Source organism: Streptomyces sp. NPDC001532 (genome assembly GCF_040298625.1).
In the GTDB taxonomy this organism is placed as follows: domain Bacteria; phylum Actinomycetota; class Actinomycetes; order Streptomycetales; family Streptomycetaceae; genus Streptomyces.
In genome coordinates this window covers 32360-45998 of the sequence record NZ_JBEPAL010000050.1, presented here as the reverse complement: position 1 = coordinate 45998, position 13639 = coordinate 32360, and the positions used below count along the sequence as shown (strand labels likewise).

12 protein-coding genes are annotated in these 13639 nt (G+C 75.3%); 8 read left to right on the top strand and 4 right to left on the bottom strand.

Annotation, left to right across the window (positions count from 1 at the left end; translation table 11 throughout):
- Positions 1–10: 10 nt before the first annotated feature.
- The 3 genes from ABT232_RS32805 to ABT232_RS32795 form a co-directional block, all read right to left on the bottom strand.
- Complete coding sequence (locus ABT232_RS32805; protein WP_351846872.1) at positions 11–1228, bottom strand: alpha/beta hydrolase family protein; 1218 nt, start codon at positions 1226–1228, stop codon at positions 11–13.
- Positions 1225–1956: a TetR/AcrR family transcriptional regulator gene (locus tag ABT232_RS32800; RefSeq protein WP_351846870.1), complete on the bottom strand. Its 732-nt coding sequence runs from the start codon at positions 1954–1956 to the stop codon at positions 1225–1227. Before ABT232_RS32800 ends, ABT232_RS32805 begins: the two co-directional genes overlap by 4 nt.
- A 154-nt stretch (positions 1957–2110) precedes the next feature.
- Entirely contained in the window at positions 2111–3007 is an 897-nt protein-coding gene (locus ABT232_RS32795; protein WP_351846868.1) for a 4'-phosphopantetheinyl transferase family protein, read from the bottom strand.
- A gap of 208 nt (positions 3008–3215) precedes the next feature.
- On the opposite strand from ABT232_RS32795, the gene ABT232_RS32790 reads away from it, so the two are divergent.
- The 8 genes from ABT232_RS32790 (at position 3216) to ABT232_RS32755 (ending at position 12806) form a co-directional block, all read left to right on the top strand.
- Positions 3216–5111, top strand: a complete 1896-nt coding sequence (locus ABT232_RS32790; protein WP_351846865.1) for a fatty acyl-AMP ligase — start codon at positions 3216–3218, stop codon at positions 5109–5111.
- 114 nt (positions 5112–5225) lie between these two features.
- The gene (locus tag ABT232_RS32785) at positions 5226–5522 is read left to right on the top strand and encodes an acyl carrier protein (protein ID WP_351846862.1); all 297 of its coding nucleotides are present in this window, start codon (positions 5226–5228) and stop codon (positions 5520–5522) included.
- Positions 5519–8608 (top strand): type I polyketide synthase, encoded by a 3090-nt coding sequence (locus ABT232_RS32780; RefSeq protein WP_351846859.1) that lies wholly within the window; start codon positions 5519–5521, stop codon positions 8606–8608. Before ABT232_RS32785 ends, ABT232_RS32780 begins: the two co-directional genes overlap by 4 nt.
- Positions 8608–9630: a 3-oxoacyl-ACP synthase III family protein gene (locus ABT232_RS32775; protein ID WP_351846857.1), complete on the top strand. Its 1023-nt coding sequence runs from the start codon at positions 8608–8610 to the stop codon at positions 9628–9630. The genes ABT232_RS32780 and ABT232_RS32775 overlap by 1 nt, the downstream gene beginning before the upstream one ends.
- Entirely contained in the window at positions 9627–11588 is a 1962-nt protein-coding gene (locus ABT232_RS32770; protein ID WP_351846854.1) for an HAD-IIIC family phosphatase, read from the top strand. The genes ABT232_RS32775 and ABT232_RS32770 overlap by 4 nt, the downstream gene beginning before the upstream one ends.
- On the top strand, positions 11585–11824 hold the full coding sequence (locus ABT232_RS32765) for a phosphopantetheine-binding protein (protein ID WP_351846851.1): 240 nt from the start codon (positions 11585–11587) through the stop codon (positions 11822–11824). Before ABT232_RS32770 ends, ABT232_RS32765 begins: the two co-directional genes overlap by 4 nt.
- Positions 11821–12003, top strand: coding sequence for a hypothetical protein (locus tag ABT232_RS32760; RefSeq protein ID WP_351846849.1), 183 nt, complete (start codon positions 11821–11823; stop codon positions 12001–12003). The genes ABT232_RS32765 and ABT232_RS32760 overlap by 4 nt, the downstream gene beginning before the upstream one ends.
- On the top strand, positions 12000–12806 hold the full coding sequence (locus tag ABT232_RS32755; protein WP_351846846.1) for a thioesterase II family protein: 807 nt from the start codon (positions 12000–12002) through the stop codon (positions 12804–12806). Before ABT232_RS32760 ends, ABT232_RS32755 begins: the two co-directional genes overlap by 4 nt.
- Here ABT232_RS32755 and ABT232_RS32750 read toward each other — a convergent pair.
- A complete protein-coding gene (locus ABT232_RS32750) occupies positions 12745–13623 on the bottom strand; it encodes an MBL fold metallo-hydrolase (RefSeq protein ID WP_351846843.1) in 879 nt (292 codons plus the stop codon). The two genes, ABT232_RS32755 and ABT232_RS32750, sit on opposite strands and share 62 nt — an antisense overlap.
- Positions 13624–13639: the final 16 nt, after the last annotated feature.

Genomic DNA, 13639 nt, shown 5'->3' with positions numbered 1-13639 from the left:
GAGGCGGCGGTCAGGCCGCCGCGGCGGGCCGCTCCCGGTCGAGGGTGTGTCCCAGCCAGGAGAACAGCCGGTCGTGGAAGAGCCGCATGGCGCCGGAGTGACAGTGCGCGCCGCCACCCTCGTCCGCCGTGAAGACGTACAGCGTCTTCGGCGCGTTCAGGCCGGTGTACACCTTCTTCGCGTGTTCGAGCCCGGCGAAGAACATGTCCTCCTCGGCGTCCAGCACCAGCACCGGGCAGCGCACCCGGCCGATCACCTCGGACAGTCCGAACCGGGGCAGGATGCGCAGCAGCTGGGAGGGGGTGCGGGCGCCGAAGGTCCACAGTGCCTGCCGCAGCAGCCAGCGGGTGAAGGTCTGCTGGGCGGCGATGCCCCACATCACCGGGTCGGCGAAGTCGTCGCAGCCCTGCTCGACCCACTCCAGCACGAACGGCGGCAGCGCCACCACGTCACCGAGCTGCCAGACGGCGTCATGGGCGACACAGCCGGCGAGCCGGTGCTCGTACGCCGCCGCCCGCACCGCGAGCAGCCCGCCGAGGCTGGTGCCGACGAGCACCACTCGGTCGGGGTCGACGCCGGGCAGGTCCAGCGCGTAGTCGAGCACGGGGGTGACGACCCGCTCCCAGTCCGGCCGGAACACCAGCCCCTGTTCCCGCAGGACCGAGCCCTGCCCGGGGCCTTCGAAGCACAGACAGTCGTAGCCGCGGGCGAGCGCGGCCGCGGCGACGAAGAACCAGCCCTCCTCCAGGGTGGAGTCGATGCCGCCGTGGTGGACGACGAGCGGCCGGGGCGCGCCGGTGTCGGCGGCGCGGTAGAGGTAGGCGGGCAGCGAGGTGTCCTCGTAGGGGATGCGGACGAACTCGGGGGGCCGGTCCATGAGTGCGGCGGCGTCGGCGAAGGTCTCCCGGGACAGCCGCATCAGCCGCAGCGCCTCCGCGTCGTGCGGGTCGTCGCGCTGGAAGAACTCGGCGGTGCGGTAGTAGTTGTGGGCGCGCAGCAGGGCCGCGCGGGCGTCCACGGGGCGGTGCTCGTCGCGGGCCGCGGCACCGAGGCGGTGGACGCGCTCGGCGAGCGCGGTCCAGGCCTGCCGCCAGGCCTCGGTGTCGCCGTCGCCGATCCGGGAGGCGACCGCGACGACCTCGCCGAGCTGGGCGCCGCCGTAGTCGGCGTAGCCGGCGGTGCGCAGGGCCTGGTAGTCGAAGGCGGGGTCGTCGAAGAGGAAGGTCATGGCAGCGGCTCCTCTGCTGCGGGCAGGTGCTCGTGGGGCGTGCCGGGGCCTGTTCCGGCACGGGGTGCGCGGGTTCCGTTCAGGAAGGTGTCGACGATGGTCTCGGCGAACGCGACCGACTCCACGGGGCGTTGCCGCAGGATCAGCCGGGAGGCCATGGGTCCGACGAGCAGTTCGACGGCGTCGTCCGGGTCGAGGCCGGGCCGCAGTTCGCCGCGGGCGACCGCGTCGCGCAGCACCTGGACCATGGCCTCGCGGCGGGCGGCGACGACGGTCTCCTCGAAGCGCGCCACCAGGTGCGGGCGGCGCACCGCCTCGCCGAGGAGGCTGCCGATCAGCCGGTGCAGCGCGGTGTCCTGGCCGCGGTGGCGCAGCTGGTCCACGAGCGTCACCAGCTGCTCGCGCAGCCCGAGCCCGGCCAGCGGCGGCACGGGCAGGTCGAGGGAGCCGAGCGCGGTGAGCACCAGTTCCTCCTTGTTGCGCCAGCGGCGGTAGACGGTGGCGCGGGCGACTCCGGCGCGCTGGGCGACCTGGTCCATGGACAGCTCGGCGAAGCTGTGTCCGTCGGCGAGCAGGCCGAGGGTGCTGTCGAGGATCGCCCGGTCGGCGGCCGGGTCGCGCCGGCGGCCACCTCGGTACGTCCGCTCCGAGGCGGCCGCCGGCTGGTCGGACCGGTCCTGACGGTCCACCGGCTGGCCGGACCGGTCCTGGCGGGGCGGTGTACGCATCGGGTCTCCCTGGTCTGACGGCCAGTCAACTGTCGCCGGTGGGACGGGAAAACGAGCCCGACTCACAGCGGCCCGCGTTCGACGCTAGACCCGGCGAGCAATCGAGTCAACGGTGTATCGAAACATCGTTGACTCGTTTGCGGGCCCGACGAGTTCACGCGCTGCCCGGCCCGCCGACCGAACCACTGACCGAACCGCCGACCGAACCCCCGACCGAACCGCTGACCGAATCGCCGACGGAACCGCTGTCCGTCCCGCCGCCCGGCCCCACCGCCACTCCGACGAGGAAGCCCCCGCGTATCTCACGGCAGTCCAGCCGCCAGCCGTCCCGGCCGCCGGACCGCGCAGGCGACCGGGTGTCGAGCCGGGTGAGGTCCTGGGCCAGCCCCACGCCGAGCGCCTTCGTCCAGGCCTCCTTCAGCGTCCAGAGCCGCACCAGTGCGGTCTCCCGCTCGGCCGGCGGCAGGCGCCGCAGCTCCGCCGACTCCCGCGGGTGGCAGATCCGTTCGGCCAGATCGCGCAGCGAGCGGCCGCGCGCCTCGACGTCCACGCCGATCAGGCGTCCCCGGGCCACACCGACGACGAGCAGGTCCCCCGTGTGACTCAGGCCCGCGTCCAGGCCGGCGGGCGCGCACACCACCGGCCGGCCCCGGGCGTCCCGGCCGAGCCGCACCTCGTCCGGTGCGCAGCCGCCGGCCGCGGCGACGGCCCAGCGCAGCAGCAGCCGGGAGCCCACCAGCCGGTCCCGCGCGGCGGGTTCGCGGGCCGCGTGCCAGCGCGACAGGTCCGCTCCGAGCAGGTCGGCCAGGGGCGGTGCGGCGGCCCGCGCCCAGTCGGCCGAACGCCCGTGGCACACCGCGTACCCGTGCCGCCGCACGGCGTCGCGGATCGCACGGGCCGCGCGCCGGAGGTCGGTGACGGCGTCGGTGTCTGTGTCGATGCCGGTGTCGGCCTCGATGTCGATCCCGGTGTCGGCCTCGATGTCGGTCCCGGTGTCGGCGTCGGCGTCGGCGGGGCGGACGGGTCCGACGAGTGACGGGGTCTCAGACACGGACGACTCCTTCCCGGCACCGCGTGCCGGTACGGACGGTTCCCTCGCGGACACCCACCGTTGTACCGGCTCGTCGCGCCGCCGTCCGGCGGAGCCCCGACCTGTGACGTGCGCAGCAATTTCGGCTTTACGCCGCCTTTTCACCGGTCCCCGAGGCTGAACCCACTCCCTGGCACTCGGTGCCGACCCGACCGTGAGAGGACAGCCTGTGCCGCACCAGCCCCAGCACCGAACGCTGACGGACGCCGTACGCCACGGGGTGGACCGTCACCCCGAGCGCGCCGCGTTCGTGTACCTGCACGAGGACGGCCCGACGATGCGGCCGCAGCAGCTCGACTACGCCGCACTGGACCGGCGGGCCCGGGTGGTGGCGAACCGGCTGCGCCGGTCGGCCAAGGGCGACCCGGCGCGCCCGGTCCTGCTGCTCTACCCGCCGACCCTGGACTTCGTCACCGCGTTCCTGGGTTGCTTCTACGCCGGCCGCACCGCGATCCCCGCGCCGCTGCCCGACGAGCCCGGTGAACGGCTGGCGCGGGTCAGCGGCATCCTGCGCGACGCGCGGGTCGGGGCGGTGCTCACGCTGCCCGAGTACCGGCAGGCGATCGGCGCCTGGCTGGCCGCCTCCGGCGAGCAGGACGTGGTGTGCCTGTCGGCCGCCGTGGGCGACGACGAGAGCGACGACGACCCGGACCTGTGGACGCCGCCGGTGGTGAAGGACACCGACATCGCGTTCCTCCAGTACAGCTCCGGCTCCACCAGCGAACCGAAGGGCGTGATGGTCACCCACGGCAATCTGGCCGCCAACGAGGAGGCCATCCGGTCCGCGATGCGCACTCAGGACGGCGTGGTCGCGGGCAGCTGGCTGCCGCTCTACCACGACATGGGCCTGATCGGGATGACCCTCCAGCCGCTGTGGGTGGGCGGTACCAGCGTGCAGATGTCACCGATCGCGTTCGTCAAACAGCCGCACCGCTGGCTGCGGATGATCCACGACTACCGGGTGGAGGGCACCGCCTCGCCCGACTTCGGCTACGAGCTGTGCGTACGGCGGGTCACCGAGGAGCAGTCCGCCGGGCTGGACCTGTCCAGTCTGCGGGTGGCGCTCGACGGGGCGGAGCCGGTGCGCGCGCAGACGCTGCGGGCGTTCGCCCGGCGCTTCGCCGGGAACGGACTGCGGCCCGAGGCGCTGCTGCCCTCCTACGGCCTGGCCGAGAACACGCTGCTGGTCTCCAGCGGCGACACCGAGGCCCCGCACCTGGAGATCACCGTGGACTCCCACGCCCTGGAGCGGGACGAACTGCGTCCGGCGCGCAGCGACCGCGCGGCCCGCACCCTGGTCGGCTGCGGCCGACCGAAGGACACCGAGGTGCTGATCGCGGACCCGGTCTCGCTGGAGGTGCTGTCGGACGGCCGGGTCGGCGAGATCTGGCTGCGCGGCCCGTCGGTGGCCGCGGGCTACTGGAACCGCGACCGGCTGACGGACGAGTCCTTCCGCGCGGCGACGGCGGACGGCCGCACCGGGTACTTCCGCACCGGCGACCTGGGCGCGCTGCTGGACGGGGAGCTGTTCGTCACCGGGCGGATCAAGGAGATGCTGATCCAGCACGGCCGCAACCTCTACCCGCAGGACATCGAGCAGGCCGTGCAGGACTCCGGGGACGCCTTCCGGCGCGGCGGCGGCGCGGTGTTCACCGTGGACGGGGGCGACGACCGCTCCCATGTGGTCGTGGTGCAGGAGTTGCGCGACCGGGCCGCCGAAGACTCCGATCTGCCGCGGCTGGCCGCCGATGTGCAGGCGCTGCTCAGCCGCCGGTTCCAGCTGGCCGCGGCGGGCGTGGTGCTGGTGCGTCAGGGGGTGATCCGCCGGACCACCAGCGGCAAGACTCAGCGCACCCTGATGCGGCAGCTGTTCCTCGACGGCGCCCTGTCCGTGCTGCACCAGCGCCTGCCCCGCCCGGTCGCCGCCCTCCTCCCCGCGACGGCGACGGCGACCGCGACGGCACCGACGACCGCGACGCCCACAGCCACGGCCACGGCCACGACCACTGCGACGGCCACGGCGACGGCCGCGCAGCCCTCCGCCACCGCCTCCTCCCCCACCTGAGCGACCACCGCGCCGCCCCGGCCACTGCCCCCGGCCACCGCCGGCGACCGCTGCCGCCGGCCGCTGCCGCACCGCCGACGGACCACCGCCCGACCGCGAAGAGAGAGCCACGCCATGAGCATCGCCCCTGACACCACCCGTACGCCCCTGGACCGCCGTCCGGCCGCCGGTCTCGCCGCCTGGCTGACCGAGCGGGTGGCCTTCCACCTCCATCAGGCGCCCGAGGAGATCGACCCGGACATCCCGCTCGCGGACTACGGCATCGACTCGGTCGCGGCGATCAGCATCTGCGGCGAGATCGAGGAGCGCCACCGGATCGCGGTCGCCCCGACCGTCGCCTACGACTTCCCGACCGTGCGGGCCCTCACCGAGCACCTCGCCGAGCTGCTGGCGCGCGCGGGGCGGTCATGAGCGAGCGCGAGCCGATCGCGGTCGTCGGCCTGGACTGCCGGTTCCCGGGCGCCCGCGACGCGCGGGAGTTCTGGTCCCTGCTGATGGACGGCCGCGACGGCACCGGCCCGGTGCCCGCCGGCCGCTGGGACGCCGACCGGCACCGCACGACCGTGGCGGACGGCGGCACGCCGGGGCGGCCCGCTCCCGGCCGTACCAACACCACGCGCGGCGGGTTCATCGACGACCCGGACGCCTTCGACCCCGACTTCTTCGGGATCGCCCCGGCCGAGGCGGAGGCGATGGACCCGCAGCAGCGGCTGCTGCTCCAGTGCGCCTGGCGGGCCGTGGAGGACGCCGCGATCGCGCCGCAGGACCTGGCGGGCACCGACACCGGCGTGTTCGTCGGGGTGATGGCGAACGAGTGGGCGTTCCTCCAGCTGGCCGACTACGACCGGATCACCGCCCGGCACGGCTCGGGCAACGGCTACTTCATGGGCGCCAACCGGGTGTCGTACCACCTCGACCTCAGAGGTCCGAGCCTCGCCGTGGACACCGCCTGCTCCTCCTCGCTGGTGGCCGTGCACCTGGCGGTGAACGCGCTGCGCTCCGGCGAGTGCGACCACGCGCTGGCCGCCGGAACCAACCTGATCATGACGCCGGTCATCAACATCTTCTACGCCCAGGCCGGGCTGTCCGCGCCCGACGGCCGCTGCAAGCCGTTCAGCGCCGACGCCGACGGCATCGGCCGGGCCGAGGGCGTGGCTGTGCTGGTGCTGCGCCGGCTGCGCGACGCGCTGGCGGACCGTCAGCCGGTGTACGCGGTGCTGGCGGAGAGCGGCAGCAACCAGGACGGCCGCAGCAACGGCATCACCGCGCCCAGCCGGTGGGCGCAACGGCGGCTCATCGAGTCGGTGTGGCGGCGGGCCGGGGTGACGGCCGACGACATCGCCTTCGTGGAGGCGCACGGCACCGGCACGCTGCTCGGCGACCACATGGAGGCGCAGGCGCTCGGCGAGCTGACCGCCGGGCGCGGCAGCGGCAGTGTGGCGCTCGGCTCGGTGAAGAGCAACCTCGGGCACGCGGAGGGCGCCGCCGGGGTCGCGGGGCTGGTCAAGGCGGTGCTGGCGCTGCACCACCGCACGGTGCCGCCGAGCCGGTTCGCGCAGCGGGAGAACCCGAAGCTGGACCTGGCCGGGCGCCGGCTGGCGCTGCTGAGGGCGCCGCTGCGGCTGCCGCCCGGCCCGGTGCACGCGGCGGTCAGCAGCTTCGGCATGGGCGGCACCAACGCGCACGCGGTGCTGGCCGGCGCGCCCCGGACGGCCCGCCGCGGCACACCGGGCGCGCCGGGTGTGTTCACGGTCTCGGCGCGCACCCCGGAGCGGCTGCGGGCCAATCTGCTGGCGCAGGCCGCGGGACTGGCGCGGCGGCCGGCGGACCAGTTGGCGCAGCTGTGCTGGACCAGCAACCGGGTGAAGTCGCGGCTGCCGTACCGGGCGGCCGTGGCGGCGGACGGTCTGTCCGCGCTGGCCGAGGGATTGCGGGCGGCGGCCGGGCGGGCCGAGGAGCGGGCGGACCGGGACAGCGGGCACCGGGCGGCGCCGTCGGTGGCGTTCGCGTTCACGGGCCAGGGCGCCCAGCACCCTCGTATGGCCGCCTCCTGGTACGGGTCGTGTCCCGCCTACGCCCGGCACCTCGACGGGATCGACGAGATGCTCGCCCCGTACACCGGGCGCTCGGTGCGGGGGCTGGTGCTCGACGGGGACGCGGAGGTGCACCGGGCGCGCTTCGCCCAGCCCGCGCTGTTCGCGGTCGGGTACGCCATGGCGGCGACGCTGGCGGAGGCCGGGATCCGGCCGTCGGCCGTCCTCGGGCACAGCATCGGGGAGTTCGCGGCGGCGGTCGTCGCCGGGGCGCTCGATCCGGCGGACGCCGCCCGGCTGGTGGCCCGGCGCGGGGCGCTGATGGAGGCGCTGCCCGAGGACGGCGGCATGCTGGCGACGGGCCTGGACGCGGCGGCGGCCGAGGCGCTGCTGGCGGGCCGGCCCCGGCTGTCGGTGGCCGCCGACAACGGGCCGCGGAACACGGTGATCTCCGGAGACCTGAGCGAACTGGACGCCCTCGCGGACGAGTTGCGCGGGCGGAAGGTGGGGGCGCGGCGGCTCGGTGTCTCGCACGCCTTCCATTCGCCGCTGATGCGGCCGATGGTGGCGGAGTTCCGCGCCGAGTGCGCCGAGGTGACGGTGCGGCGGCCGGTGCTCCCGGTGTTCTCCACGGTGTACGGCCGGGCGCTGGACGACGAGGAGAGCCTGGACGCCGCCTACTGGGCGCGGCAGATCACCGCGCCGGTCCGGTTCGCCGGGGCCGCCGAGGCCCTGCTGGGCGGCGGGGTCACGCATGTGGTGGAGCTCGGCCCGCGCGCGGTGCTCACCCCGCTGCTGGCGCGGCTGGCGGCGGACGGCGGGCATCCGGCGCGCGCGCACGCCGCGCACCCCGGGGAGCACGCGCCGGCGTACCGGCCCCAGCAGCTGCTGGGCGAGCTGTGGTGCGACGGGCTCGCCCCGGAGTGGGACGTGCTCTACGCGGACGCGGACCGGGTGCCGCGGCGGCTGCCGCCGTACGTCTTCGACGACACCTTCCGGTCCTGGCGCTCCGGCGACGCCCCGGCACGGCCCGCGCCGGGCGCGTCGGCCACGGCGACCGCGACGCCGCCCACGGAGACCGAGTGGGCCGAGCGGGCCGGGCGGGCCGGGCGGGCCGGGCGGGCCGGGCGGGCCGAGCCGTCCGCCGCCGCACCCGCCGCCCTCGCGGAACCGGACGCGGCGGACGGCGCGGCGCGGTCGCCGGACGAACTCGCCGCAGTGACCCGCCGGCTGGTGTGCCGGGTCGGCGGGCACGCACCGGACCGGGTGCACGACCGCTCCCGGCTCCACGAGGACCTGGGCTTCGACTCGATCCGCGTGATGGAGCTGAAGGCCCGTATCGAGCACGAGCTGCCGCGCCTCGGCTCGCTGCCCGTCGAGGAACTGCTCGCCAGTCTGCGCACGGTGGGCGACCTCGTCGGCTATCTGCGCGGCCGCCACCCCGTCCCGGAGGGAACCCGCTGATGACCGAACCCACCGTCCGGCTCGCCTCCGTCGGCACCTGCCTGCCCGGCGATCCGGTGGACAACGCGACCCTGGCCAAGCTCGTCGGTGTCGACGAGACCTGGGCCGAGATGTTCATCGGCAACGTCAGCCGCCACTTCGCCGTGGACCTGGCGACCGGCCAGGTGCGGCACACCCTGGCCGACCTCGCGGCGACCGCCGCCGACCGGGCGCTGGCCCAGGCCGGTCTGGAGCCGTACGACATCGACGGCATCGTGATGGGCACCGCCACCCCCGACCAGCTGATGCCCGCCACCGTGAACCTGGTCGCGGACCGGCTGGGCATCGACAACGTGCCGACCTACCAGCTCCAGTCCGGCTGCGCGGGCGCCGTGCAGGCGCTGGACGTGGCCCGCACCCTGCTGCTCGCGGGGCGCTGCCGGACGGTACTGGTGATCGGCGGCGACGTGTGCGCCAAGCATCTGGAGACCGACTTCGACCCGGCCGCCCGCACCTCCGCCGAACTCGTCAACTACGTGCTGTTCGGCGACGGGGCGGGCGCCGCCGTGCTCACCGCCGAACCGGCCGCCGGGGGCGTCGCGGTCCGCCAGGTGCTCAACCGGCTGGTCGGCCTGGGCCGGGAGCCAGGCCAGATCGTCGACTGGTTCGGGCTCGGCGACCGCCACAGCGGGCGCACGGCCGTCTTCGAGGACTACAAGGCGATCGAGGAGGCGGTACCGGCCCTGGCCCAGCAGATGTTCTGGGAGCTGCTGGAGGATCTGGGCTGGGGCGCCGACGAGGTGGACTTCCTGCTGCCGCCGCAGTTGTCCGGGCGGATGAGCGACCGGATCTCCGCCGAGCTGCCCGCGCCGGACGCCCGCCGCGTCAACGTGGTCCGGCACGTCGGCAACAACGGCAACGCCCTGCCGTTCCTCCAGCTCGACGAGTTGCTGCGGCAGTGGGACGGGCCCGGGCGGGCCGTCGTGGTGGCCGTGGAGTCCAGCAAGTGGATCAAGTCCGGTGTCGCCCTGGAGCGGTCATGACGCAGACGTACTCCCCGCCGGCCCACGCGGCCGACGCCACCTGGCACGACCCCGGCGCCCTGCCCGCCCTGCGCGCCCTGCACAGGTCCGGGCGGCTCGCCGCCGAGTACGGCGCCGTCCGCGGACTCCTGGCGCGGATGCCCGCGACGGACCTGCCGGCCGCCGGCCAGCTGCTGGCCCGGCTCGACCCGGAGGAGGTACGGCGGCACTCCCCCGACGTGCCGGTGGTGCCGGTGGCGGTCACCGGCCACTCCACGGTGGCGCCGGTGGTGGCGCCGCTCACCGCCGAACTCGCCCGCCACGGCCTGCTGTCGGCGGCGACGGTCGCCCCGTACGGGTCGTATCTCCAGGATCTGACGCGGCCCGCGGACGACGGGCAGCCGCAGCTCACGCTCTGTCTGCTCGACGCGCACACCGTCTTCGACGACGTCACCGTGCCCTGGCGGGCCGAGGACGTGGCGGCGGCCGCGCGGGCCCGGCTCGCGCTGCTGGCCGGTGCGGTGCGCGCCCATCAGGAGGCCGGGCGCGGGCTGCTGGTGCTCAACACCGTGCCGCTGCCGCGCCGTTACAGCCACCAGCTGATCGACCTCCGGTCGCGGGCCCGGCTGGGCGCGGTGTGGCGGGAGTTCAACAGCGGGCTGCTGGAGCTGGCCGAACGGCATCCGGCGGTGGTCACCGTCGACCTCGATCCGCTGGTCGCCGAGGGCGTCCCGGCCATCGAGCCGCGCACCGCGCAGTACGCGCGGGCCCGGCTGTCCGGACCGCTGCTCGCCGCGTACGCCCGGGAGGCCGCGCACCTCGTGCGGGCCCGTCTCGGCCGGACCCGCAAGGTGCTGGTGCTGGACCTGGACGGGACGCTGTGGGGCGGGGTGCTCGGCGAGGCCGGGCCGGACGGCGTCGAACTGGGCGCCGGGCTGCGCGGCGAGGCCTTCCGGGAGTTCCAGCGGACGGTCGCCCAGCTCGGCTCGCAAGGGGTGCTGCTGGCCGTCAGCAGCAAGAACGACGACGCTCCGGTGCGCGAGACGCTGCGCACCCATCCGGCGATGGTGCTGCGCGACGACGCCTTCGTGCGCGTCAACGCCAACTGGAAGGCCAAGCACGACAATCTGCGGGACATCGCGGACCGGCTGGGGCTCGGACTGGACGGCTTCGTCTTCGTCGACGACAGCCTCTTCGAGTGCGGGCTGGTCGCCGAGCGGCTGCCCGAGGTGGCGGTGGTGCGGGTCGACGAGGAACCGGCGCTGCATCCCTCGGCGCTGCTGGCGGACGGCTGGTTCGACCTGTTCGAGCTGACCGAGGCCGATGTGGAACGAGCCGGCCGCTACCGCACGGAGGCGCTGCGCCAGGATTTCCGCGAGGACACCGGTTCCTACCAGGAGTACCTGGAGGGCCTGGGCATCGAGGTGGTGCTGCGGCCGGCGTCGGAGGCGGAGCTGGCGCGGGTCTCCCAGCTCACCCTGCGCACCAACCAGTTCCACCTGGCCACCGAGCGCCTCCAGGTGCCGGAGGTGGCCGCCTGGCGGGAGCGGCCGGGCCGCGCGGTGGTCGCGGTGCGGGCCCAGGACCGGTTCGGCGACCACGGGCTGATCGGCGCGCTGTTCCTGCGCCGCGACGGCGAGGGCCTGCGCGTGGACAACTTCGTGCTCAGCTGCCGGGTGTTCGCCCGCGGCATCGAGGCGGCCTGTGTGGCGGCGGTGCTGGACCTGGCGCGCTCCGCCGGGGCGCGCTGGGTGACGGGCCGCTATCTGCCCTCGCCGCGCAACACGGCCTTCGCCGGCTTCTACGCCGAGCACGGGTTCACCGCGATCGGCACGGACCCGGACGACCCCGACGCCGTGTCCTTCCGGCACGACCTGCGGGACATCACCCCCGCCCCCGCCCATCTGCGGCTGGACGCCGCGTTCGGCCCGCTCGACACCCCGACGCTCGACACCCCGACGGACGGAGACCGCCCATGACCACCGCCCTCGCCGACACCACCGGCTTTCGCAGCCTGCTGGAGGAGGAGCTGGGCCTGCGGGTCGGCGCCGCCGACCTGGACCGCCCGCTGGACGACTTCCCCGAGTGGGACTCGGTGCTGCTGCTGCGGCTGGTGACCGTCGTGGAAAGCGCCGCGGGCCGCCGCATCCCGGTGGTGGACCTGCTCCAGGCGCGGACGTTCCGGCAGCTGTACGAGGCGGTGACCGGCCGATGAGCGCCCGGCCGCACGCGGACGACGCCGAGCCGGGCCTGCGCCTGCGCGTCCTGTTCCCCGACACCCAGGTGGACGTGGTCTGCCCGCCGGTCCTGGCGCGGCTGCTCACCGGCCGCCGGACCCCGCAGTCCGCGGGGCGCGGGGCACGGCGGCGCGGGCGCGGGAAGGAGGCGGTATGACGGCGGGTGCGGTGGCGCCCAGTCTGGTCCGGGCGCCTCGCGCGGACGCCCGGCTGCGGCTGTTCTGCTTCCATCACGCGGGCGGCGGCGCCTCGTTCTTCGCACCGTGGGCGGACCGGCTGCCTGCGGACGTCGATGTGCTGCCGGTGCAGTTGCCGGGCCGCGAGGCCCGCTTTCGCGAGCGGCGCTTCCAGGACGCCGGGGAGGCGGTCGAGGCGCTGGACCGCGAGCTGGGGCCGCTGCTCGACGAGGAGCCCTGGGCGGCGTACGGGCACAGCATGGGGGCGCTGCTCGCGGCGGCGCTGACGGCGGCCCGGCTGCGGGCCGGCGGGCGCGGCCCCGAGACGCTGTTCCTGGGCGCGTACGCGGCTCCGCACCGCACGCCCGTCCTGCCGCGGCCGGACGAGCACGACGACGCGGGGCTGGCGCGGGCGCTGGTGGCGTGCGGTGGGCTCGATCCGCTGTTCCTGGGCCGGGAGGACTGGCTGCGGGTGCTGCTGCCGGTGGTCCGGGACGATCTGCGGATCTGCGCCGGCCACCGCGGCGCCGGGCTGCCGGACCCGGCCGACGCGCGGGCCCGGCTGCCGGTGCGGGTCGAGGCCTTCGCGGGCGCCGACGACCGGCTGGTGGATCCGGAGGGGGTGCGGGCGTGGGAGCGGTACGTGCGCGACTTCCGGCTGACCTCCGTCCCCGGCGGTCACTTCTTCCCGCGCGAGGCCCCGGAGCCGTTCTTCGCGCTGCTCAACCGTTCGCTGGCCCGGCTGCCGGCGGCACCGGGCGCAGCACGCGTGGCACCCGGCTGATGCGGCGCTCGATCTCGTCGGCGTTCTTCTCGTGGAGGGTGCGCTGGTCGGCGATGCCGGGCATGGTCCACAGCGGCCGTGCGGTGCCGTCCGCGAAGGAGAGGCCGGGGGTGTCGGGGCGCAGGCCGGTGAGGGTGAGCGAGAAGTCCGCGAGGTAGTCGACGTCGCCGTCCGCGGTGAGCCGGAACGGCCGGTCGTGACCGGGGTAGATCACGTCGGACACGTCCAGCACCCGGTCGATGCTGCGGGCGGCGGCGTCGGCGTCCCAGAAGACCAGCGGGTTGCGGCGGGTGCGGGCGACGTAGGCGAAGTGCAGGGCGTCGCCGGTGACGGTGGCGCGGCCCGCCCCGGTCTCCACGACGACGCCGATGCTGCCGGGCGAGTGTCCGGGCAGGGCGATCACGGTGACGCCGGGGATGATCTCCTCGCCGTCCACGACCTCCCGCACCGGCAGTTGCTCCAGCAGCAGCCCGGTCCAGGCGGGGGTCGCCCAGTCGTTGGCGTGCGGGGTGTGCGCGTACCGGCGCTCGTCGCCGTGCAGGACCAGCGTGGCGTGCGGGAACAGGTCGATGTTCTGCACATGGTCCCAGTGGGCGTGCGTCAGGACGACGGTGTCGATGTCGGCCGCGGTCAGCCCGTGCGCGGCGAGCGCGTCCCACAGGAACGGCCGCCGGCCCACGTGCGCGGCGTCGACGAGCACATGGCGGCGCCGCCCGGCGGCGTCCGTGCCGCGCACCAGGAAGACCCCGCAGAACGCGGGATAGCCCTGGTCGGTGTCGACGGCGAAGCCGGGCAGGAGGATGTCGAGCGTCGGCATGGAACTCCCTCGGGTC